Source organism: Streptomyces sp. NPDC001941, from assembly GCF_040296945.1.
In the GTDB taxonomy this organism is placed as follows: Bacteria; Actinomycetota; Actinomycetes; order Streptomycetales; family Streptomycetaceae; genus Streptomyces.
The window spans coordinates 88,953-111,312 of record NZ_JBEOYE010000021.1 but is presented as its reverse complement, the minus strand read 5'-3'; the positions used below and the strand labels follow the sequence as shown (position 1 = coordinate 111,312).

At 73.2% G+C, this 22,360-nt stretch carries 21 protein-coding genes; 7 read left to right on the top strand and 14 right to left on the bottom strand.

Annotated features, from left to right (window positions below; translation table 11 throughout):
- Positions 1-47: 47 nt before the first annotated feature.
- The 10 genes from ABT160_RS17120 to ABT160_RS17075 form a co-directional block, all read right to left on the bottom strand.
- Positions 48-455 (bottom strand): cytidine deaminase, encoded by a 408-nt coding sequence (locus ABT160_RS17120; protein WP_351648267.1) that lies wholly within the window; start codon positions 453-455, stop codon positions 48-50.
- Complete coding sequence (locus ABT160_RS17115) at positions 452-1,717, bottom strand: ABC transporter permease (protein ID WP_351648265.1); 1,266 nt, start codon at positions 1,715-1,717, stop codon at positions 452-454. Before ABT160_RS17115 ends, ABT160_RS17120 begins: the two co-directional genes overlap by 4 nt.
- Positions 1,714-2,835 carry an ABC transporter permease gene (locus ABT160_RS17110; protein ID WP_351648264.1) on the bottom strand — a complete coding sequence of 374 codons (1,122 nt, stop codon included), beginning with the start codon at positions 2,833-2,835 and terminating at the stop codon, positions 1,714-1,716. Before ABT160_RS17110 ends, ABT160_RS17115 begins: the two co-directional genes overlap by 4 nt.
- Positions 2,832-4,397, bottom strand: coding sequence for an ABC transporter ATP-binding protein (locus ABT160_RS17105; protein WP_351648282.1), 1,566 nt, complete (start codon positions 4,395-4,397; stop codon positions 2,832-2,834). Before ABT160_RS17105 ends, ABT160_RS17110 begins: the two co-directional genes overlap by 4 nt.
- A 187-nt stretch (positions 4,398-4,584) precedes the next feature.
- Positions 4,585-5,634: a BMP family lipoprotein gene (locus ABT160_RS17100; protein ID WP_351648263.1), complete on the bottom strand. Its 1,050-nt coding sequence runs from the start codon at positions 5,632-5,634 to the stop codon at positions 4,585-4,587.
- A gap of 171 nt (positions 5,635-5,805) precedes the next feature.
- Positions 5,806-7,026, bottom strand: coding sequence for an amidohydrolase (locus ABT160_RS17095; protein ID WP_351648280.1), 1,221 nt, complete (start codon positions 7,024-7,026; stop codon positions 5,806-5,808).
- A 269-nt stretch (positions 7,027-7,295) separates the two neighbouring features.
- Positions 7,296-8,393, bottom strand: coding sequence for a hypothetical protein (locus tag ABT160_RS17090; protein ID WP_351648261.1), 1,098 nt, complete (start codon positions 8,391-8,393; stop codon positions 7,296-7,298).
- A 5-nt stretch (positions 8,394-8,398) separates the two neighbouring features.
- Positions 8,399-9,286 (bottom strand): N-acetylneuraminate synthase family protein, encoded by an 888-nt coding sequence (locus ABT160_RS17085; protein WP_351648260.1) that lies wholly within the window; start codon positions 9,284-9,286, stop codon positions 8,399-8,401.
- 13 nt (positions 9,287-9,299) lie between these two features.
- Positions 9,300-10,472, bottom strand: coding sequence for a cytidylyltransferase domain-containing protein (locus ABT160_RS17080; RefSeq protein ID WP_351648259.1), 1,173 nt, complete (start codon positions 10,470-10,472; stop codon positions 9,300-9,302).
- A gap of 1 nt (position 10,473) precedes the next feature.
- On the bottom strand, positions 10,474-11,733 hold the full coding sequence (locus ABT160_RS17075) for a DUF6716 putative glycosyltransferase (protein ID WP_351648258.1): 1,260 nt from the start codon (positions 11,731-11,733) through the stop codon (positions 10,474-10,476).
- 200 nt (positions 11,734-11,933) lie between these two features.
- Here ABT160_RS17075 and ABT160_RS17070 point away from each other — a divergent pair, with 200 nt between their 5' ends.
- Positions 11,934-12,944 (top strand): glycosyltransferase family 2 protein, encoded by a 1,011-nt coding sequence (locus tag ABT160_RS17070; protein WP_351648279.1) that lies wholly within the window; start codon positions 11,934-11,936, stop codon positions 12,942-12,944.
- Positions 12,941-14,278 (top strand): alpha-2,8-polysialyltransferase family protein, encoded by a 1,338-nt coding sequence (locus ABT160_RS17065; RefSeq protein ID WP_351648257.1) that lies wholly within the window; start codon positions 12,941-12,943, stop codon positions 14,276-14,278. Before ABT160_RS17070 ends, ABT160_RS17065 begins: the two co-directional genes overlap by 4 nt.
- A 58-nt stretch (positions 14,279-14,336) precedes the next feature.
- Here the strand turns inward: ABT160_RS17065 and leuE are convergent, their stop codons facing one another.
- Positions 14,337-14,990, bottom strand: coding sequence for a leucine efflux protein LeuE (gene leuE, locus ABT160_RS17060; RefSeq protein WP_351648255.1), 654 nt, complete (start codon positions 14,988-14,990; stop codon positions 14,337-14,339).
- A gap of 237 nt (positions 14,991-15,227) precedes the next feature.
- Between leuE and ABT160_RS17055 the strand changes: the two genes are divergently transcribed.
- Complete coding sequence (locus ABT160_RS17055) at positions 15,228-16,061, top strand: L,D-transpeptidase family protein (RefSeq protein WP_351648254.1); 834 nt, start codon at positions 15,228-15,230, stop codon at positions 16,059-16,061.
- Between the two features lie 195 nt (positions 16,062-16,256).
- On the opposite strand, the gene ABT160_RS17050 is transcribed toward ABT160_RS17055, so the two are convergent.
- Complete coding sequence (locus ABT160_RS17050; protein ID WP_351648253.1) at positions 16,257-17,243, bottom strand: hypothetical protein; 987 nt, start codon at positions 17,241-17,243, stop codon at positions 16,257-16,259.
- Entirely contained in the window at positions 17,243-17,935 is a 693-nt protein-coding gene (locus ABT160_RS17045; protein WP_351648278.1) for an RNA polymerase sigma factor, read from the bottom strand. The genes ABT160_RS17050 and ABT160_RS17045 overlap by 1 nt, the downstream gene beginning before the upstream one ends.
- 337 nt (positions 17,936-18,272) lie before the next feature.
- Here ABT160_RS17045 and ABT160_RS17040 point away from each other — a divergent pair, with 337 nt between their 5' ends.
- On the top strand, positions 18,273-18,845 hold the full coding sequence (locus tag ABT160_RS17040) for a Uma2 family endonuclease (RefSeq protein WP_351648251.1): 573 nt from the start codon (positions 18,273-18,275) through the stop codon (positions 18,843-18,845).
- A 6-nt stretch (positions 18,846-18,851) separates the two neighbouring features.
- Here the strand turns inward: ABT160_RS17040 and ABT160_RS17035 are convergent, their stop codons facing one another.
- Positions 18,852-20,432: a beta-N-acetylhexosaminidase gene (locus tag ABT160_RS17035; protein ID WP_351648250.1), complete on the bottom strand. Its 1,581-nt coding sequence runs from the start codon at positions 20,430-20,432 to the stop codon at positions 18,852-18,854.
- A 296-nt stretch (positions 20,433-20,728) separates the two neighbouring features.
- Between ABT160_RS17035 and ABT160_RS17030 the strand changes: the two genes are divergently transcribed.
- The 3 genes from ABT160_RS17030 (at position 20,729) to ABT160_RS17020 (ending at position 22,350) form a co-directional block, all read left to right on the top strand.
- Positions 20,729-21,334, top strand: a complete 606-nt coding sequence (locus tag ABT160_RS17030) for a 2-oxo-4-hydroxy-4-carboxy-5-ureidoimidazoline decarboxylase (RefSeq protein WP_502984246.1) — start codon at positions 20,729-20,731, stop codon at positions 21,332-21,334.
- 147 nt (positions 21,335-21,481) lie between these two features.
- Positions 21,482-21,862, top strand: a complete 381-nt coding sequence (gene sdhC, locus ABT160_RS17025) for a succinate dehydrogenase, cytochrome b556 subunit (RefSeq protein ID WP_351648249.1) — start codon at positions 21,482-21,484, stop codon at positions 21,860-21,862.
- An 8-nt stretch (positions 21,863-21,870) separates the two neighbouring features.
- The gene (locus tag ABT160_RS17020) at positions 21,871-22,350 is read left to right on the top strand and encodes a succinate dehydrogenase hydrophobic membrane anchor subunit (RefSeq protein ID WP_351648247.1); all 480 of its coding nucleotides are present in this window, start codon (positions 21,871-21,873) and stop codon (positions 22,348-22,350) included.
- The last annotated feature ends 10 nt before the right edge of the window (positions 22,351-22,360 follow it).

Below are 22,360 nucleotides of genomic sequence, written 5' to 3'. Positions count from 1 at the left end.
TGCCCGGGTGACCGGGCAGGGCCGCCGCTCCGCCGTCCGAGGACGGCCTACTTCTTGAGGTGGTCGGGCCCGAAGGCCTGCGGCAGCATCGCCGCCAGCGGCAGGACCCCCTGCGGGGTCTCCACCAGGAGCGCTTCGCCGCCGAACTCGTACAGCAGCTGGCGGCAGCGCCCGCACGGCACCAGGACCTCCCCGGCACCGTCCACGCAGGTGAAGTGGGTCAGCCGGCCGCCGCCGGTCTCCCGCAGCTGGGAGACCAGGCCGCACTCGGCGCACAGCCCGAGCCCGTAGCTGGCGTTCTCCACGTTGCAGCCGGTGACGGTGCGCCCGTCGTCGGCGAGGGCGGCGGCGCCGACCGGGTAGCCGGAGTAGGGCGCGTACGCGCGCGACATGGCCGCGCGCGCCGCCTCCCGCAGCTTCTCCCAGTCGACGTCGCCGGGGCCGTCCGTCGTCACTTGCCCTGGCCCTTGCGGTACGGCAGGCCGTCCGCCTTCGGCATCCGCAGGCGCTGCGCCGAGAGCGCGAGCACCAGCAGCGTGGTGACGTACGGGGCGGCGTCCACGAACTGGCTGGGGACCTCGGAGGTCAGCCCGTACCAGGCGAACAGGCCCGCCGAGCAGACGGCCGCGACGGCCGCCTGGACGTACTTCCGCTTGTACAGCTGCCAGACGACGACCAGCACCAGCAGGATCGCCAGGAGCAGCAGCATCGCGTGGACGTTCTCGCCGCCGCCGCGCAGCTTGAGGCTGGAGGTGAAGCCGAAGAGGCCCGCGCCCAGCGCCATGCCGCCCGGCATCCAGTTGCCGAAGATCATCGCGGCGAGACCGATGTAGCCCTGGCCGCCGGTCTGGCCCTCCTGGTAGATGCCGGTGGCCACGATCGCCAGGAAGGCGCCGCCCAGGCCCGCCAGACCGCCGGAGACGGTGACGGCGATGTACTTGTACTTGTAGACGTTCACGCCGAGGGACTCGGCCGCGACCGGGTTCTCGCCGCAGGAGCGCAGCCGCAGGCCGAACGAGGTCCGCCACAGCACCCACCAGGTGCCGGGGATCAGCAGCAGCGCCACCACCGTCAGCAGCGACAGGTTGGTGACCAGTCCGCCGAGCAGGCCCGCCAGGTCCGAGACCAGGAACCAGTGCTTGCCCTGGAGGGTGGCGAGGCCGTCGGAGACCCCGGGGATGGTGATGTCGGTGATCGGGTCGATGCGCGGGGACTGCTTGGAGGAGCCGCCGGGCGCCTTGTCGAAGGTGAACGTCGACAGGTACTGGGTGAAGCCCAGCGCCAGGATGTTGATCGCCACGCCGGAGACGATGTGGTTCACGTTGAACGTCACGGTGATGACCGCGTGCAGCAGGCCGCCGAGCGCGCCGCCCAGGACGCCGATCAGCACGCCGACCCACGGGCCCCACTGGTAGCCGCCCCAGGCGCCGAACCAGGTGCCCAGGATCAGCATGCCCTCCAGACCGATGTTGACCACGCCCGCGCGCTCGGCCCACAGGCCGCCGAGGCCCGCGAGGCCGATCGGGACGGCCAGCTCCAGCGCGCCGGCGACCTGGCCGACGGAGGTGATGTCGTTGGCGCCGCTGATCAGGCGGACCAGCGAGACCAGCGCCAGGGCGCCCGCGACGATCAGCAGGATCCACGGCAGGGTGAGCTTGCGGCGTCCGCCGCCCTTCTTGGGCGCGGCGCTCGTCGCGGAGACGGTGCTGGTGCTCATGCCGCGACCTCCTTGTCCTTGTCGGTCGTGAGGGCGCCGCCGGCGGCCAGTTCCTCGCCGACCTTCTGCTGCTGGCGGCGGGTGCCGTAGACGCGCACGAGCTCGTACGACACGACGACCGCGATCACGATCAGGCCCTGGATGATCTGGGCGATCTCCTTGGGGTAGCCGTCCTGGTCCAGCGAGCTGGAGGCCTTGTCGAGGAAGGCCATCAGCAGCGCGGCGAACGCGATGCCGATCGGGTTGTTGCGGCCCAGCAGGGCGATGGTGATGCCCATGAAGCCGAGCCCGACCGGGAAGGAGAGGCTGTAGGTGTGGGTGTCGCCGAGCAGGGTCGGCAGGCCGATCAGGCCCGCGACCGCGCCGGAGATCAGCATCGCGGTGAGGATCATCCGCTTGGCGTCCACGCCGCTGGCCTTGGCGGCCGACTCACTGGCGCCGGTGGCCCGCAGGTCGAAGCCGAAGCGGGTGCGGTTGAGGACGAACCAGTAGACGACGCCGAGCGCCAGGGCGACGAAGGTGAAGCCGTAGATCTCGCCGCCGTCGCCCATGGGGATGCCGGGCATCCAGCCGGACTCGGCGATGTCGCCGGTGGTCAGGTCGTTGGAGCCCTCCGGCTGGACGCCGAGGTTCTTCGGCAGGATCAGCCAGGCGATCACCGCGGTCGCGATCGCGTTCAGCATGATCGTGGAGACGACCTCGCTGACACCGCGGGTGGTCTTCAGGACACCGGCGATGCCGGCCCACAGGGCGCCGACGACCATCGCGGTCAGCACGATCAGCAGGATGTGCAGCGGACCGGGCAGGTCCACCGCGGCGCCGACCACGGCCGCGATCATCACGCCGAGGCGGTACTGGCCGTCCACGCCGATGTTGAACAGGTTCATCCGGAAGCCGATGGCCACCGCCAGCGCCGCCAGGTAGTACGTGCCCGTCTGGTTGATGATCAGGACCTGGACGTCGGAGTACGCCGCCTGGTCGAACATCAGGGACATCAGCTTGAACGGCGAGAGTCCGCTGGCGAGCAGCACCACCGAGGTCAGGACGAACGCGCTGACCAGCGCGAGCGCCGGACCCGCGACGGCCAGGAGCAGCCGGTCCTTGTCGAACTTCTTCATCGGGCCTCGTCCTCCGGGGTGGCCTCCAGGTGGCCGGTGGCGGCGCCGGTCATGGCCGAGCCCAGCTCCTCGGGGGTGATGGTGGCGGGGTCGGCGTCGGCGACCAGGCGGCCGCGGTACATGACGCGCAGGGTGTCGGACAGGCCGATCAGCTCGTCCAGGTCGGCCGAGATCAGCAGCACGGCCAGGCCCTCGCGGCGGGCCTCCCGGATGCGGTCCCAGATCTGCGCCTGCGCGCCGACGTCCACGCCGCGGGTGGGGTGGGCGGCGATGAGCAGCTTGGGCGCGTGGCTCATCTCGCGGCCGACGATCAGCTTCTGCTGGTTGCCGCCGGACAGCGAGGCCGCGGTGACCTCGATGCCGGGCGTGCGCACGTCGTACTCGCGCACGATCCGCTCGGTGTCCTTGCGGGCGGCCTTCGGGTCGAGGACGCCGCGCCTGGAGTTGGGCGCCTCGGTGACGTGGCCGAGGATGCGGTTCTCCCACAGCGGCGACTCCAGGAGGAGGCCCTGGCGGTGGCGGTCCTCGGGGATGTAGCCGATGCCGCCCTCGCGGCGCTTGCGGGTGGAGGCGTGCGAGATGTCGGCGCCGTCGAGGCCGATGGCGCCGCCGTCCGGGTCGCGCAGGCCCATCAGCGCGTCGATGAGCTCGGTCTGGCCGTTGCCCTCGACGCCGGCGATGCCCAGGACCTCGCCCTTGTGGATGGTGAAGGAGACGTCGGAGAGCACGTCGCGCACCACGCCGTCGCCGTCCAGGGCGGTCAGCTTCAGCTTCTCGACCTGGAGCAGCGGGACGTCCGTGACGGTCGACTCGCGGGTCTCGGGCGAGGGCAGCTCGCTGCCCACCATCAGCTCGGCGAGCTGCTTGGTGGTGGTGTTGCGGGGGTCGGCGGTGCCGACGGTGGTGCCGCGCCGGATGACGGTGATGTCGTCGGCGACGGACAGCACCTCGCCCAGCTTGTGCGAGATGAAGATGACGGTCAGGCCCTCGGCCTTGAGCTCGCGCAGGTTGGCGAAGAGGGCGTCGACCTCCTGGGGCACGAGCACGGCGGTCGGCTCGTCCAGGATGAGGATCTTGGCGCCGCGGTAGAGGACCTTGAGGATCTCCACGCGCTGGCGGTCGGCGACGCCGAGGTCCTCGACCAGGGCGTCGGGGCGCACCCCGAGGCCGTAGGCGTCGGAGATCTCCTTGATCTTCCGGCGGGCCTTGGCGCCGATGCCGTACAGCTTCTCGCCGCCGAGCACCACGTTCTCCAGGACCGTGAGGTTGTCGGCGAGCATGAAGTGCTGGTGCACCATGCCGATGCCGCGCTCGATGGCGTCGGCGGGGGTGGCGAACGACACCTGGGTGCCGTCGATCGTGATGGTGCCCTCGTCCGGCTTCTGCATGCCGTAGAGGATCTTCATCAGGGTCGACTTGCCGGCACCGTTCTCGCCGCAGAGGGCGTGGACGGTGCCCTTGCGGATCGTGATGTCGATGTCGTGGTTGGCGACGACGCCGGGGAAGCGCTTGGTGATGCCGCGCAGTTCTACCGCGGCGGGGGGGCTGCTGGACGCGTTGATGACGCACTCTCCTTGGCCGGGGAGGAGTGGGAGGGGGCAGGGGCAGGGCGGGGCGAAGTTATCGTGCCGGAGGTACGTCTACACGCGTAGCGCTGCCGAATCGTGAATCTGGCGGTGCAATCGCTCCGTGGGCCCGGGGCGGCTCGCCGCCCCGGGCCCACGGAGGAAGTCGATCTCGGACCGCTCGTTACGGAGTGGTCTTGACCTTGATCTTGCCGTCGACGATGTCCTTCTTCGCCTTCTCCACGGCGGCGATGACGTCGGCCATCTTCTTGTACTCGGGGTTGGAGTCGGCCAGGCCGACGCCGTCCTTGTCCAGGCCGTAGCGGATCTCGCCGGACTGCGGCTTGCCGTCCTTGACCGACTTGATCAGGTTGAAGACGGAGTCCGAGACGTCCTTGGTGACCGAGGTCAGGATCTTGTCCTTGAACTTCGCCAGACCGGCCTGCTTGTACTGGTCCGAGTCGACGCCGATGGCCCACTTGCCCTTGGTGGCGGTGGCCTCGATGGCGCCCGAGCCGGCCAGGCCGGCGGCCGCGTAGATCACGTCGGCGTTCTTGTCGAGCATGCCCTGCGCGGCGGCCTTGCCCAGGTCGGGCTTGGCGAAGCCGTCGAAGTTCGGCGGCTGGGTCAGGTACTGCTTGAGCACCGTGGCGCCGGGCTTGGTGTCCTTGACGCCCTGGGTGAAGCCCGCCTCGAACTTCTTGATCAGCGGGACCTCGACACCGCCGATGAAGCCGACCGTGCCGGTCTTGGATGCCTTGGCGGCGGCGACGCCGGCCAGGTAGGAGCCCTGCTCCTCGTTGAAGACCAGGTTGGCGATGTTCTTGCCGGTCTTCGAGGTGTCGTCGATGATGCCGAACGTGGTGTTCGGGTACTTCTTGGCGACCTTCTCGATGGCCGGGGCGTAGGCGAAACCGACGCCGATGACCGGGTTGTTGCCCTTGCGGGCCAGCTCGGTCAGGCGCTGCACCTTGTCGGCGTCGCTCTCGCCGGCCGACGGCTCGGCCTCGGCGCCCTTGACGCTGAGCTCCTGCTCGGCCTTCTGCAGGCCCGCGTAGGCGGCGTCGTTGAACGACTGGTCGCCGCGGCCACCGATGTCGTACGCGATGGCGGCGCCGGCGTCCTTCTTGTCGCCGCTGGAGGAGGAGGTGGACGACTTGCCGCAGGCGGTGGCCGTGAGGGCAAGCGCCGCGGAGGCGATGCCCACGGTGGTGATCCTGGTGATCCGGCGCAAGGGGAGGCTCCTTCAAACCTGACCGAAGCGCCTCTTCGCGGCGCTGGTTTCGCGGCGATCGTAACGCGCGTAGATGTCACGTAAAGACCTGTTCGGCAGCCGTTATCGGATCGTCGCGAACGGGGGGTGTCTTCTGTATGTCGCTACGAATCGCCCTCGATCACCGAGCGGTCACGCCTGGTCGCCGTCGATCATCGCCACCGCGGTGAAGAGTTCGACGCCGACCTGGATCGCCCGCTCGTCCACGTCGAAGTCCCCGCGGTGCAGATCGCGCCGCGCGGTGTCACCCGGCCTGCGGACGCCCAGACGGGCCATCGCGCCCGGCACGTGCTCCAGGTACCAGGAGAAGTCCTCGCCGCCGAGCGACTGCTCGGTGTCCTCGATGGAGTACGGGCCGCGGCGCGCGGCCATCCCGTCGCGGAGCAGCTCGGCGATCACCGGGTCGTTCACCACCGGCGGCACGCCCCGCACGTAGTTCACCGTGGACTTGGCCCGGTGCAGGGCCGCCACCTCGTCGATCGCGGCGTGCACCAGGTCCGGCGCCTCGCGCCAGCCTGGCAGGTCCAGGCAGCGCACGGTGCCGGAGAGTTCGGCGTGCTGCGGGATCACGTTGCAGGTGTGGCCCGCCTCGATGCGGCCCCAGGTCAGGGCGAGGCCGGAGCGGGCGTCCACCCGGCGCGCGAGCAGCGCGGGGACCTCGGAGACGATCTTCGCGGCGGCGGTGACCAGGTCCGTGGTCAGGTGCGGCCGGGCGGTGTGCCCGCCGGGGCCGTCCAGGGTGATCTCCAGGCGGTCGCAGGCCGAGGTGATCGGCCCGTGGCGCAGCCCGATGCGGCCCGCGTCGACCCGGGGGTCGCAGTGCACCGCGACGATCTTGCCGACGCCGTCCAGCACCCCGCAGTCGATGGCGTCGGCGGCGCCGCCCGGCAGCACCTCCTCGGCGGGCTGGAAGATCAGCCGCACCGGTCGGGGCAGCTCGCCCTGCCGGTCGAGCTCGGCCAGCACCAGGCCGGCGCCGAGGACCACGGTGGTGTGCACGTCGTGGCCGCAGGCGTGGGCGCGGTCGGGCACCGTGGAGCGGTAGGGCACGTCCGTCTTGGTGTCCGGGATGGGCAGCGCGTCGATGTCCGCGCGCAGCGCCAGCATCGGCCGCACGCCGTCCCAGGTGCCGATGTCGCACACGAGACCGGTGCCGCCGTCCAGTACGCGTGGCGCGAGGCCGGCCGCTTCGAGGCGGGCCTTGATCGCGGCGGTGGTACGGAACTCCTGGTTGCCGAGCTCGGGATGCATGTGCAAGTCCCGGCGGAAGGCGATCAGTTCGGCGCGCAGGGGCTCCCCCAGCGTGCCGGGCAGGGCTTCCCCGGGCAGGTCGGCTTCGGACTCGCGGGACATCAACTGGTTCACCCGTTGAAGGGTACGTCCCTTCGGTACCCAACTGACCGCCGATCAACAAAAGTTCAGCCCGATAGGGGAAAGATTCGTGGCCTTAAGGCGCATGGGCGCCGCGCGCGATGGGTATGCTCACCCGACTTTGCTCACGGTCGAGCGCCGCTCGAACCGCCCCTTCGAACGGCCGCCCGTACGAACGGGGTTGCGGACCCGCGAACGGAGTTGCGGACCCGGGCCTCGGGGCCGCCGGAGCGTCCTCCCCCGGCGGCCGCTCAGACCGGGATCGGCAGCCGGTGCACGTCCCGCGCCGCGGTCCCCGAGACCCCGGCCAGGAAGCCCTGGGCGCGCGGGGAGGCCCCGGCCCGCAGCCACTGCGGGGCGATCTCGCAGACGGCGATCGTCACCCCCGTACCGGCCAGGGCGAGCGGCAGGGTGTGCACGACCGTGGAGGGGAAGCTCAGGACCGTGCGCCCGATCGGGCCGCGCCGGGCGATCAGCTCCAGCGGCAGGTCCGGGCGGACGATCTCCAGGCCGGTCTCCACGGCGATCCGGTGCAGCTTCTCCACCCCCTCGCGGCGGTGCGCGAAGTAGCGGGTGGCACCGTGCGCGCGGGCCAGCGCGCCGACCGCCGCCACGTACGGGCCGGGGTCGACCACGCCCGTCTCGACCAGCGAGGTGCCCACCAGGTCGGCGCCCCGGGTGAGCCGGGGCGGCCCGAACCGCGCGCGGGTCCAGGCGAACTGGTTGCGGGTCACCGTGACGCCCTCGGGCGCCCGCACCGGCAGGGCCGTGAAGACCTCCACGCCCCGCCGCCCGGACGGCACGAGCCGGCGCCGGGCCAGCGCGGAGACCGGGGCGAGGAGCAGCTCGCGCGGCGAGCGGCTGCCGCGCCGGTGCCAGCGCACCAGCCGCTCGCCGCGGGCGAGCCCCGCGGTGAACTCCATGGTGGCGGTGCCGTCGTCGACCACGGTGAGCTCGCGCGGGCCCAGCGGCGGCGCGAAGAGGCCGAGCAGCAGCTGGACGTAGCGCGAGTAGGGGTCGCCGATGACGACCCGGTCGGCCGCGCGCAGCAGCGGCGCCAGCCGGCGCACCGTGCGCGGCAGCGAGCCCCGCCCGCCGCGCGCCTCCTGCCAGCACACCTCGATCCCCTCCTCGCGGGCCAGCTGGGCCATCCGGCGCAGCTGGCCGCGGGACATCGGGTCGGTGGGCGACAGGACGACGACGGTCAGGGCGGGCCCCCGGGGCGCGGTGCCGGACGCGCCGCGCTGGGCCGGGACGGCGGGCAGGACGGCGGGCAGGACCCGGGCGTGGGACCACTCCAGGACGTTCAGGAGCTGGACCGGGCTCTCCACGAAGGCGAGGTCGGCCATGGGCGTCAGACCGCGGCCGGGACGCGGCGCAGCTTCTTCATCGGGCCGAGCTCGGAGTCGTACACCTTCTTGACCCCGTCGCCGAGCGCCGTCTCGATGGTGCGGATGTCGCGCACCAGCCGGGCCAGGCCGCCGGGCTCGACGGAGGCCGCCTGGTCGGAGCCCCACATGGCGCGGTCCAGGGTGATGTGCCGCTCGACGAAGGCGGCGCCGAGCGCGACGGCCGCCAGGGTGGTCTGCAGCCCGGTCTCGTGGCCGCTGTAGCCGATCGGCACGTTGGGGTACTCGGCCATCAGGCTGTTGATGACCCGCAGGTTGAGCTCCTCGGCCCGGGCCGGGTACGTCGAAGTGGCGTGGCAGAGCAGGATGTTGTCGCTGCCCAGCACCTCGACGGCGTGCCGGATCTGCTTCGGGGTCGACATGCCGGTGGACAGGACGACCGTGCGGCCGGTGGCGCGCACGGACCGCAGGAGTTCGTCGTCGGTGAGCGAGGCCGAGGCGATCTTGTGGGCGGGCACGTCGAACTTCTCCAGGAAGGCGACGGCCTCGGTGTCCCACGGGGAGGCGAACCAGTCGATGCCGCGCCGCCCGCAGTGCGCGGCGATGGCGCGGTACTCGTCCTCGCCGAACTCCACCCGGTGGCGGTAGTCGATGTACGTCATCCGGCCCCAGGGGGTGTCGCGCTCGACGTCCCACTGGTCGCGCGGGGTGCAGAGCTCGGGGGTCCGCTTCTGGAACTTCACCGCGTCGCAGCCGGCGTCGGCCGCGGCGTCGATGAGGGCGAACGCCTTGTCCAGGTCTCCGTTGTGGTTGATGCCGATCTCACCGGTGACGTAGACCGGGTGGCCGGGTCCGGCGGTCTTCGCGCCGAGGGTGCGCAGACGGGAGGTCATACCGGGACTTCCTTCAGGGGGTAGGGGCGTCGTCGAGGTCGGGGCCGAGCAGCCAGGCGGCGATCTCGCGGACCGCGCCGTGCCCGCCGGGCGCGGTGGTGACGGCGCGGGCCGCCGCGCGCACCGGGGGGTGCGCGTCCGCGACGGCGACGGGCCAGCCCACCTGGCCGAAGCAGGGCAGGTCGTTGACGTCGTTGCCGGCGTAGAGCACGCGTTGCGGGTCGATGCCGTACTCGTCGCACCAGTGCTTGAGCGCGGCGTCCTTGCGGTCGACGCCCTGGAGCACCGGGACGTGCAGCTTGCGGGCGCGGGCGGCGACGACCGGGTTGCGTTCGGTGGACAGGATCAGCAGGTGCAGCCCGGCGCGGCGCAGGGCGGCGACGCCGAGGCCGTCGCCGCGGTGCACGGCGACGAGCTCGCGCCCGTCGGAGTCGATCAGCACCCGGTCGTCGGTCTGGGTGCCGTCGAAGTCCAGGACGACCGCGTCCACGTCCGCGCGGCGCGGGGTGCGCCGCTCGTCCAGGAGCGGGGCCAGGGCGCGGGCGCGGCGCAGGTCGTGCGGGTCGTCGACCTCCAGGACCCGGGCCGGGTCGGTGCGCACCAGGGCGGTGCGGCCGAAGAAGCGGTGGCCGTGCTCGCGCAGGCCGCGGGCGTCCATGGCGTAGGCGGCGCCGGTCTCCAGGAGGTCCTCGGGGCGGTCCTGGCGGCGCGGGCGGTGGGCCTTGTCGTGGTTGACGCCCCGGGCGCCGAGGGTGTCGCGCCACAGGAAGCCGTGGAAGGGGGCGACCGTGACGGCGGTGTCGGCGCCGTCCAGGACGGCGGCGGCGACGCCCTCGACGTCCTCGCGGGCCAGGAACGGGCTGGTGCACTGCACGAGCAGCACGACCCGGGCGTCGGGGTGGGCCTCCAGGGCGTGCAGCACGGCCGCCTCGCTGGACGCGGTGTCGCCGCTGAGCGCGGCGGGCCGGTCCACGACCTGGGCGCCGGCCGCGCGGGCGGCGGCGGCGACGTCCGGGTCGTCGGTGGAGACGGCCACGTCCGTGACGTGCCGGGCGGCCAGGCAGGTGCGCACCGCGCGGGCCACCAGCGGGACCCCGCCGACCGGGGCGAGGTTCTTGCCGGGCACCCCCTTCGAGCCGCCCCGGGCGGGGATCACGGCGAGCACCTTGGGTTCGGCGGACGGCATCTCAGAGTTCTCCCAGGCGGCGGATGACGGGGGCGACGCGCTGCACGCCGTGCCGGTAGGCGCCGCGGGCGGCCTCGCGCACCAGGCGGCGCACCCCGCCGGCCCGCCCGGGGGCGGGGCCGTCCGGGTCGTACCGGTGGCGGGCGAGCACGCCGGGCAGGTAGCCGGTGGCGGTCTCGGACGTGTAGTAGGGCGCGAGCGGCGGCAGCCGGTCCCGGGCGAGGAGGGCGGCGACGCGGGCGCGGGCGGTGTCGAAGGCGCCCGGGTAGCTGCCGTCGGCGCACACGCCCTGGCGGGCGAGCCACTCCGGGTCGGGGCGCGGGCGGTGCTCGTCGTCGAGCCGGTCCCAGGAGGTGAGCAGCCCGGAGCCGAGGAAGTGGTGGTTGCCCAGCGCCTCGCGCACGCCGAGGTCGGTGAGGACGGCGGTGGGCACCTCGCGGTGCAGGGCCTCCAGGGCCGCCGTGGAGGAGACGGTGACCAGCAGGTCGGTGCGGTCCAGGAGCTCGCCCATGTTCCCGTACACCAGGCGGAAGTTGGGCGGGGCGGAGAGGTCGCGGACAAGGCGCTGGTACGGGAGCTCCTCCACGTGCGTGGTGTGCTCGCCCGGCTTGGAGCGCAGCTTCAGGAGCACCTCGCGGTCGGGGTGCAGCCGGGCGTGGCCGACCAGCCGGCGCAGCAGGTAGGCGCGCTCCTCGCGGGTGGCGGGCACCGAGGGCTGGGCGGCGAAGACGAGCGTGTCCCGGTCGGGGCGCGGCGCGTAGGGCGCCCCGCCCAGGAAGGGCAGCGCCGCCTCGGTGACCGCGGCGGCGTCGGCGCCCACGCCCTCGTACACCGCGCGGAACCGCCCGGCGTCGTGGGCCGAGTTGGCGAGGACCACGTCGGCGCCGTGGCGCAGCAGCAGCCCGTCGGCGAGCTTCTCGTAGACCACGCCGACGTACCCGGTCACCAGGACGGGCCTGCGGGGCAGCGCGAGCGCGGCCAGGCCGTGCAGCACCGCCTGGACGGTGCCGCCGACGAGGGCGAGGACGACGAGGTCGTAGCCCTCCTCCCGTACCGCGCGCAGGAAGCCGGCGCCGGTGACCTCGCGCAGTTCGTCCGCGCGCACCCCGACCTCGTCGAGCTGGCGCGGGGTCGGGGTGGCCCGGCCGCGCAGCAGCAGTCCTGTGAGGTGGGCTCCTTCGGGTGCGAGGCGGCGCGCGGTGAGCGCGCCCCATTTCCAGCGGGTGTCGGAGTCGGCGAGCACGGCGATACGTGTTGGCACGGAAGGGACGTTAGAAAGGCATTCCGTTTGTCGGCCCAACTCGATCGCAACAGCGAGTGAACAGCGCGACTACGAACCTTGAAAAAGCCTATGAATCAAGGTCGTTGGCGCACCGGTTAACAGGCTCGCCGCTCGCCGTTCACTCCTCGTCCGGGTCCTCGTCAGGGCGAATGCCGGGGGTGGCGATTAACGTCTGGCGGGTGGTCAAGCTCTCGGTCGTAGTGCCGTTCTACAACGTGCGTTCCTATGCCTCCGACACCCTGGCGAGCCTGCGGGCGAACGCCCGCGAGGACTTCGAGTTCCTGCTGGTCGACGACTGCTCGACGGACGGGACGCTGGAGCTCCTGCAGCGCGCGGAGCGGGAGGTCCCGGGGGTGGTCCTGCTCAGACACGAGCGCAACGGCGGGCTCGCCACGGCGCGCAACACCGGGCTGGACGCGGCCCGCGGGGAGTACCTCGCGTTCCTGGACGGGGACGACTGGACGGCCCCCGGTCACTTCGCCCGACTCCTGTGCGCCATCGAGGAGTTGGGGGTGGACTTCGTGCGCACCGACCACGTCCAGTGCACCGCGCGGGCCCGCTCCGTGCACCGGGTCCCGGTCGGCCGGCGCGGCGAGGCGCTGCACCCGCGCGACGCGATCCTGCCCGCCGACCGCTCGACGTCGGTGGACTACCCCTACGCCTGGGCCGGGCTCTACCACCGGCGGCTGAAGGAGCGCGGGCTGCTGCACTTCACCGACGGGCTGCGCACGGCCGAGGACCGGCCCTGGATCTGGCGGCTGCACCGGGAGGCGGATTCGTTCGCCGCGGTCGGCTCGTTGTCGATCTTCTACCGGCGCGGCGTCTCCTCCTCCCTCACACAAATCGGCGACATTCGTCAGCTCGATTTCATCCGCGCTTTCGACCAGGTGATCGAGGAAACGGCGAAGGACCCCGATGCGGACCGCCTTCTCCCGAAAGCGGTGCGCACCTATTGCGCGGTGATTTCCCATCACCTGGGATCCGTGAAGAGGTTCGAACCGGCGGTGGCCAGGAAATTGCGCGCGATGGGCGCGGCGGCACTGCGCGGGATGCCGCAGGACGTCCTGCGCGAAGCCCTGGACTCGATGGACGCCGAGCGCGCCTCCCGGCTGCGCAGGCTACGGCTGCGCCCGGTGCCGGGCGGCGGCTCCGGCGCGGTCCGGACCCGGGTGCCGGGGGCCGCGCGATGAGCGGGCGCACCACGCAGATCTTCTTCGCCTCCACGCTGTACGGGGCGGCGACCCTGGCCGCCGCCCTGGACAGCGGCCTGTTCGGCCCGGCCGACCGGCGGCTGCTGCTGGTCTCCAACAACGCGGCGACCCCGGAGACGACGCCGCCGCTGGACCGGATGCCCGGCTTCGCCCGGCTGCGCGAGCGGTTCGACGGGGTGCTGTCGTGGAACGAGGCGATCGCGCCCTTCCACCCCGGCGGCTGGACGCCCCGCGCCGACGACCTGCCGCTGTGGGAGCGGTACGTACGGCTGCTGTGGGGCCTCGGCGAGGACCGGGTCGAACTGGCCCTGGAGTCGATCCAGGTGACGCCCGCGCTCACGGTCGCCCAGCTGTTCCCCGAGGCGCCCGTGGACGTGTACGCGGACGGGCTGATGAGCTACGGGCCGACCCGCAGCAGGATCGACCCACTGGTCGGCGAGCGGGTGCGCCGGCTGCTCCACCTGGACCTGGTGCCGGGCCTCGCGCCGCTGCTGCTGGCCGAGTTCGGGGCGGTCGCGCACCTGGTGCCCACCTCGGCGTTCACCAAGGTCGTCGACGAGCTGGCCGACCGGGGCGCCGGCCCCGGCCCCGGCCTGCCGGAGGGCGGCGCGCTGCTGCTCGGCCAGTACCTGTCGGCCCTGGGCATCCTGAGCGCCGAGGAGGAGGCCGGGCTGCACCTGCGGATGGTGCGCGGCGCGGTCGCCGCCGGGCACCGCAGGCTGGTCTTCAAGCCGCACCCGGTGGCGCCGCCGTCCTGGTCGCGCGAGCTGGAGCGGGAGGCGGCGCGGCTCGGCGCCGAACTGAGCGTGGTGGAGCGGCCGGTGCTGGCCGAGGTGCTCTTCCGGCGGCTACGGCCCGCGCTGGTGGCGGGCTGCTTCTCGACGGCGCTGCTGACCGCGTCGTCGTTCTACGGGATCGCCACGGCCCGGGTCGGCACCCGGGACGTCCTGGACCGCCTGACCCCGTACCAGAACAGCAACCGGATCCCGCTGACCCTGGTGGACGCGACCGTACGGGACCTGGAGGCGCCGGACGCCGGGGGCGGCGCCGGGGGCGGTACCGGGGACACCGGCCCGCTGGACGGGCTCGTGGCCGCCGTCGGGTACGCGATGCAGCCGCGGATCAGGCCGGACCTGCGCGGGGCGGCGCACGCCTACCTGGCCGCCCACCTCTCCCCGCGCACCCGGCCCTACTTCAAGCGCCGCCGCCTCACGGTCCTGGACCTGCCGGGCGGCGTCCCGCTGCCCCACCACGCCCGGCTGCGCCGCCTGGCCCGCGGGGCGCGCGCACTGCGGCGGCGCGTACGGGGGTGAGGGCCCGGGCGACAGGGGTCGGGACGGGCCACCGGGAGGGGCCCGCGGAACGGCCCCGTCAGGCGAGGGTCAGCTTCACCGCGAAGCCGAGGAACAGGGCGCCCGCCGCGGTGGTGGCGCCCGCCGAGAGGCGCCTGCGGCGGCGGAAGGCGGCGGCCAGCCGGGTGCCGCCGAATATCAGCGTGGTCAGGTACAGGAAGCTCGCCAGCTGCAGCAGGCCGCCCAGGACCAGGAAGGACAGCGCCGGGTAGGCGTAGTCCGGGTCGACGAACTGCACGAAGAAGGAGACCAGGAACAGGATGGCCTTGGGGTTGAACAGGCTGACGACCAGGGCGCGCCGGTAGGGCCGCTCCAGCGACCCCTTGGGCTGGCCGCCGCCCTCGGCGGCCTCGGCCAGCGCCTGGCCGCGCGAGCGCCACATCCCGTACGCCGAGCGGAGCATGCCGACGGCCATCCAGGTCAGGTAGCCCGCGCCCGCGTACTTCACCACCAGGAAGAGCAGCGGGGTGGTCTGGAGCAGCGAGGCCGCGCCCAGGGCGGCGAGCGTCATCAGGATCGCGTCGCCGGTGAAGACGCCGGCCGCCGCCGCGTACCCCGAGCGCACGCCCTTGCGGGCCGCGACGGACAGCACGTACAGCGAGTTCGGCCCGGGCAGCAGCACGATGAGCAGCAGGCCGACGAGATAGGTCGAGAGGTCGATGACACCCAGCATGGGGAGGAGTTTCGCACGGGGGTACGACAACGGGCCCACCGGTCCCACAGGGCGGGACGCCCCCACCGGCCCCGCGCCGGGACCGTCTCCGCGTCGCGTGCGCGTTCTGTTCCCGTTCCGTAACACCCTGCTGGCAGCCGGTGCGCAACCGGGGGTCCCTGCGGAACCATCCCTACGTACACACAGGGAACCCGGGGGGCACTCATGCACCGCACGTCCGTCATACGCAGAGCACTCATGGCCGCCGCCGCGGTGGCCCTGGCCAGTGGGTGCAGCGCCCAGGCCATAGGCGCCGACGGGCCCGGCCGCACCCCGGCCCCGGCCGCCTCGGCCCCGGCGGGCTCCTCCGACGGCGGCGCGGACGGCAAGGGCGGGCAGACGCCGAACGGTTCGTCCTCCGAGGCGCCCTCCGCGAAGGAGACCCCCGCGCAGCCGGCCGCGAAGGTGCTGATGGCCAAGGGCACCGAGAACGAGCAGGTGCGCGAGCTGCAGGCGCGGCTCGGCCAGCTCGGCTACTTCGACCGCAACCCCACCGGCTTCTACGGCTCGATGACGGCGGCCTCGGTGACGGCGTTCCAGAAGAAGCGCCAGGTCCCGGCGACCGGCTCGGTGGACGAGGGCACCTGGCAGAAGCTCCTCGGGATGACGCACCAGCCGTCCAAGGCGGAGCTGAACCCGCCGACCACCAACAAGCTGGACAAGCCCGACGCGCGCTGCATGACCGGCCGGGTGCTGTGCATCTCCAAGGAGAGCCGCACGCTCGCCTGGATGATCGACGGCAAGGTGGTGTCGGCGATGGACGTCCGCTTCGGCTCGGAGAACACCCCGACCCGCGAGGGCACCTTCAAGGTGGACTTCAAGAGCCGCGACCACGTCTCGACGATCTACCACACGCCCATGCCGTACGCGATGTTCTTCAGCCGCGGCCAGGCCGTGCACTACTCCTCGGACTTCGCGGCGCGCGGCTACGCGGGCGCCTCGCACGGCTGCGTGAACGTCCGGGACAAGGCGAAGATCTCGGCGCTCTTCGACCAGGTGCGGACCGGCGACAAGGTCGTCGTCCACTGGTAGGGCACGGGGCCGGGGGGAGTGAGGGGCGCGGGCAGGACCGGGGGAACGTGTCCCGCCCGCGCCGTGTGCGCTGAGCCGTAGGTACGGGGGGAACCCCGGCTCGTCGCGCGGCCGATGACCAGTCGGCTCATTCAGTACAGCGTCGACGGCTCGAAAAGTGTCACACCCCCACCGGACCGCAGAAAGATCCGCAGGTCAGGGGCGGTTTGCCGGGGAGGCGGCCGTCATCGGAACCGGCGCGAAAGTGATCGAGGGGGCCGCGCCCCCGCCGCCGGGACCACCCGAGCCGGGGCCGCCGGAGCCGCCCGGCCGGCCCGGGTGCGGGTCGCCCGGCGCGTGCCCGGTGCCGCCGGAGTCGCCCCGGCCGCCACCGTCGCCGCCCCGGCCGTCGTCGTCCAGCACGCGGTCGCAGAACCGCTCGACGTTGGCGGGGCCCTTGGCCGCCTTCTCCAGCCGGTCGCGGCGGGCGCCGTCCAGCGAGCCGTCGCGGTAGGCGCGGCAGGTGGTGGCCGTGAGCCGGGCCAGGTCCTCGCGGGAGCCGCCGCCACCGGTCGCGGCCGGGTGCTCGCCCGCCCCGGTCTCCCGGTCCTCGGGGCCCGCCGTCGTCCCGGCGTTGGCCGCCTCGTGGCCGGACGGGGACCCGACGGGCGGGGGCACGGACGCGGAGGGGCCGCCGCCCGGGCTCGCGGAGGCGGACGGTCCCGGGGTCGGCCGGTCCTCGGGGCTCGGGGTGAGCACCGGGTCCGGGGTGGCCGCCGCCGTCACGGAGGCGGCGGGCCCGGGGTCGCGGTCGAAGCCGGGCAGCACGCCGACGCCCGCCGCCACGGCCACGCCGCCGGCCGCGAGCCCGGCCAGCGAGACCGCGAGGCCCCAGCGCACCGGGCGGGCCCAGCGCAGCGGGCGCACCGGCCCGGAGAGCCGTACCTCGCCCAGGTCGCCGGAGTGGCCGGTGGCCGCCGCGCGGGCCGGGGCGGGCGAGCGGGCCTCGCGGTACGCGGCGAGGGCGGCCTCCTCGCCGGGCAGCGGGGCGTCGAAGCCGGGGCGCGCCCGGGTGTGGTCCAGGGCGTCGGAGAGCCTGCGGGCCTGGGCCCGGGCGTGATCGTCGACGGGTTCGACCGGTTCACCGCGCAGCAGGCGCTCCGCGGTGTCCTGATCGAGCCACTCGTACCGCTCGTCGGCCATCACATGTCCTTCTGCGTCCGCGCGACGGAATGCGTCACACCGGTGGGGCGCGCGGTGCCCCCGCGGGGGCCGGGCTGCGGCGGTACGGCGTCGAGCGCACCCTCCCCCGCCAGGGAACCGTCCACGGTGTCGTCCAAGGGGCCCTCGACGCCGAGGAGTTCGGCGAGCCGCTTGAGCCCGCGGTGGGCGGCGGTGCGCACGGCGCCGGGGCGCTTGCCGAGGGTGACGGCGGCGCTCTTGGCGTCCAGGCCGACCACCACGCGCAGGACGACGGCCTCGGCCTGGTCCTGCGGGAGCTGGGAGATGAGGTCCAGGGTGCGCCCGGTGGCCAGGGCCTCGATGGCCTCACCGGCGGTGTCGGAGGCGGCGGGCTTGTCGGTCAGCTCGGTCTCGTCGCCGCCGACGGCGGGGCGCCTGCCGCGCATCCGTATGTGGTCGAGGGCGCGGTTGCGGGCTATCCGGGCGGTCCAGCCGCGGAACCGGTCGGCGTCACCGCTGAAGCGCTCCAGGTCCCGCGCTATCTGCAGCCAGGCCTCGGAGGCGACGTCCTCGGCGTCACCGTCACCGACCAGGGTGCGGACGTACCCGAGCAGCCGCGGGTGCACGGCGCGGTACACAGTACGGAAGGCGTTCTCGTCCCCGCTCTGCGCCGCGAGCACCGCGGCGGTCAGCTCCGCGTCGTCCCCCAGCAATCCCACACACCCTGTTCCGTATCGCGGCTGGTCACCACCGCCGCGCCGCCCAGCGCGCAGCAGCACGCTACGTCCTCGTCGCGGCCCCCGTCCACGTCTGCCCGGATTTTGTACAACGTGCAACATCCCGCTGACGGAGCGCTCCGGAAAGGGGTCCCGAAACCGGTGTGACACAAACCGCAGCGTCGGCGCTGAAAGGAGTACGGGGCCGTGCTGCGGCCCCGGCGGACGGCGACCGGGGTCTCTCCTGTGGGGGGTGGCGACCCCGGTCGTCCTCCTTTCGGGGGCCGTCGGGCGATCCCCCGCCCGGGGCCGTGGCAGCCACTACCGTGGGGGCATGACCGCACTGCCCGAGTGGATGGTCCCGCCCCGCCAGGAAGGCTGGCTCGCGGAGGACCTGGACAATCTCCCGGACGCGCCGCGCCACACCGAGCTGATCGACGGAGCCCTCGTCTTCATGATGTCGCCCCAGCGGTCGTGGCACGGCCGTCTCGTCACGACCCTGACCACCTCGCTCATGGCACAGGCGCCGGCCGGCCTCGAGGTCGAACGGGAGATGACGATCCGCCTCGACGACCGCAACCGCCCCGAGCCCGACCTCCTGGTCACCACCGAGCCGTACGACCCCGACCGGACCTGGTACGCCCCCGAGGGGACGAAGCTCGTCGTCGAGGTCGTCTCCCCCGAGTCCGCCCACCGCGACCGCACCGTCAAGCTCCGCAAGTACGCCGAGGCCGGAATCCCGCACTACTGGCTCGTCGAGGACGAGGGCGGCGCGCCCGTCGTCCACGTGTACGAGCTGGACGCGCCGACGGCCGCCTACGTGTCCGCCGGCATCTTCCGGGGCGTCCTGGAGCGTCCGGTCCCCTTCCCGGTCCGCCTTGACCTCGGTGGTCTCGCGCCGCGTTGAGGGCACTCAGCCCTTGCGTCCCTCCACCACGTCCACCAGGTTCCTGAAGCCGTCCCAGCCCGGGGTCGGTTTGCGGGCGTCCCAGAGTTTCTGGGCGGTGGCGGCCAGGGGGAGGCGGATGCCGTGGGCGACCTGGTCCGGGGTCTGGGCGTTGCGGTAGTCGCACCAGACGGCGAAGCGGCCGCCCAGGACCTGTCCGTCGTAGCGGGCGTCCACCGGCTCGGTGCCGCGCAGCACCAGGGGCGTCCACTCCTCGTAGATGCGGCGGCCCGTGGGGTAGCGGAAGGTGTTGGGCTCGCCGAGCACGTAGTAGAGGTACTCGTCGTTGAGGTTCACCACCGGGCGGCCCTCGCGCAGGTACTCCGAGGGGCGGCGGGCGCCCAGCTCCTTGCCGGTCCAGTACTCGACCTCGATGTCCGCGTCGGCCTTCGCCGCGCCGCCCGGGAAGAAGCCGTCGTTCCAGGCCTTGGGCTTCTTGCCGGCCGCCCGCGCCGCCGCCGCGCGCGCGTTGGTCCAGTCCGTCGCCAGGTCCGCCACCCGGCCGCCCGGGCCGTGCGCCCGGCGCGCCATGCGGGCCAGTGCCGGGTAGGAGCCCTCCGGGTCCTTCACCGTGAGCGCCCGGTACTCGTCGGCGCCCAGGTGCCAGTAGGCGCCGGGGAACAGCTCCGCGTACTCGGCGAGCAGGTCGTCCACCATCCGCGCCGACTCCGGGTTGCCGATGTCCACCGCGCCGCGCGTCGCCCTGCCCCGGGCGTCGCGCAGCTGGAGGTCCGGGTGGGCCCGGATCACCGCGCCCAGGTGCCCGGGCGAGTCGATCTCGGGCACCACGGTGATGTGCAGGCTCGCCGCGAGCGCCAGGATCCGGCGCACCTCGGCCTTGGTCAGGTGGTCGGCCGAGACCACCTCGGGGTGCCGGTCGGAGGCGATGCGGAAGCCCTGGTCGTCGGAGAAGTGCAGGCCCAGCTGGTTCAGCTTCAGGTCGGCCATCTCGCGCAGCCGGTCCTCGATCCAGGCCGCCGGGAAGTGCTTGCGGGCGATGTCCAGGTTGAGCCCGCGCTGCGGCTTGGCGGGCCGGTCGCGCACCACGCCCTCGGGGACGGTGCCACCCGAGCGCAGCGCCTGCTTGAGGGTGCGGGTGCCGTAGAAGACGCCCGCCTCGTCGGGTCCGGTCACGCTCACCCGGCCGTCGCGGGTGGTGAGCGCGTACGACTCGGGGGCGGCGCCCGCGGCCGGGGCGAGGGCCAGGCTCACGTCGCCCGCGCGCGGGGCGGCGGTGCCCCGGTAGGCGGCGCCGATCTCACCGGCCAGCAGCCGCGCCTCGTCGGCCAGCGCCCCGCTGCCCGCGGCCACCACGACCGCGCTGCCCGCGCCCGGCTTCCAGCCCGGTCCGCGGGCCGGCTCGTGCGCCTGTACGGAGGGGACGGTGCGGGGCGCGGATGACAGCGGGTACACCCGCGTGGGGGACGGCGAGGGCTGGGCGGCGCCGGACTTCCCGTCGTCGCCGCGGGGCGCCGCCGCCCCGTCGGTGCAGGCGGTCAGCGCCGCGGCGGCCACCACGACCGCCGCGAGTCCCCTGGTGGGCCACATCACTGCCGTACCTCCTCGCACCCGCGTACCTCGCGGCTCTTTCCTCATCACCATGAACGTCACTTACCGCCGCCAAAAGTCAACTTCTGTCACGGAACACCTCGAACGATGACCGGGCGACGTCCAGCACACACGGCGAAACTCTCCCTTCCGGGTGAAATTCGCGCATCCGTCGGACGACTCCCCCGCACCGTCGATAGCGTTGTGTCCCTCCTCCCTCACCTTGCCCGCCCTCCGTCCCGGTACCGCCCAGGAGCGCCACGCTGTCCAGCGAAACCCCCGCAGTCCCTCCCCCGCTGCCGACCGCGCTCCCCCCGGACCCCACGGACCTGCCGTCCCAGCCCCGGGCCGCCCCCCACCCGCTGGGCCTGCTGCGCTTCAACACGGCCGCGGCGCCCTCCGCCGAGGCCGCCCTGCTCGCCTGCTGCGGCAGCCGCCGCTGGGCCGAGCGGCTGGCCGCCCACCGTCCGTACCCCACCCGCGAGGCGCTGCTCGCCGCCGCCGACGAGGCCTGCTACGACCTGGCGGGCGCCGACCTGGACGAGGCGCTGGCCGACGAGGACCCGGTGCCGCTGGCCCCGGACGCCCCGGGCACCGCCCACACCGCGCTGCGGGCCGCCCACACGGCGTACGAGAGCGGCTTCGGGCACCCCTTCGTGATCTGCCTGGACGGCGCGCGCCCGGACGAGCGCACCGACGAGGTGCTGGCCGCCATCCGCACCCGGCTGGGCAACGAGCCGGACGAGGAGCGGGCCGTCTCGGCCGAGGAGCTGCGCAGGCTCGCCCGGGGGCGGCTCGCCCGGCTGATCGGCGGCGGACACCCCCGGGGGACGGACGAACCGTCATGGAACGCCCGCTCGGGGGATTCCGCCCACCCGGATAGCCCGTCCGTGCCTGTTTGATTGCCTGTTTGATCACACCTATGGACCCGGCGCGAGGGAACCGACAAGTCGTCGCTACGATGACCGGGGCCGGTGGACCGTACCCGGCCGGGTCAGACCGACACTGAAGCCGGCCGACCCCGATCCCCGCTCCCGGAGGGTTTTTCCGTGCCGGCTGGAACGCTGTACCGCGGCCGGGAAGGGATGTGGAGCTGGGTGGCTCACCGAGTCACCGGCGTCCTCATCTTCTTCTTCCTGTTCGTACACGTGCTCGACACCGCCCTCGTCCGCGTCTCCCCCGAGGCGTACGACGACGTTGTCGCCACGTACAAGACCCCGATCGTCGCGTGCCTGGAGTACGGCCTCGTCGCCGCCATCCTCTTCCACGCGCTCAACGGTCTCCGAGTCATCGCCGTGGACTTCTGGTCCAAGGGCCCGCGCTACCAGAAGCAGATGCTCTGGACCGTCGTGGGCGTCTGGATCGTGCTGATGGCGGGTGCCATCTACCCGGTCCTCGGCCACGCCGCACGCGAACTGTTCGGGAGCTGACGATCACCATGTCCGCTGAGACCTCTTCCGCCCCGATCGGTCCCGTCGAGGGCGTCTCCCTCTACGACGTGGACAACCCGGCCCCGCTCATCGAGGCCCCCCGCAAGCGCACCGCCAAGACCCCGCGCTCGACCCGCGGCAACTTCGAGATGGCCGCATGGCTCTTCATGCGCCTCTCGGGCATCGTCCTGGTCGTGCTGGTCCTCGGCCACCTGCTGATCCAGCTGGTGCTGGACGGCGGCGTCTCCAAGATCGGCTTCGCCTTCGTGGCCGGCCGCTGGGCGTCCCCGTTCTGGCAGGTCTGGGACCTGCTGATGCTGTGGCTGGCCATGCTGCACGGCGCCAACGGCCTCCGTACGGTCATCAACGACTACGCGGAGCGTGCCAACACGCGCCTGTGGCTCAAGGGCCTGCTGTACACCGCCACGGTGTTCACCATCCTTCTGGGCACGCTGGTGATCTTCACCTTCGACCCGAACATCCGCTAGGCACGGGGCT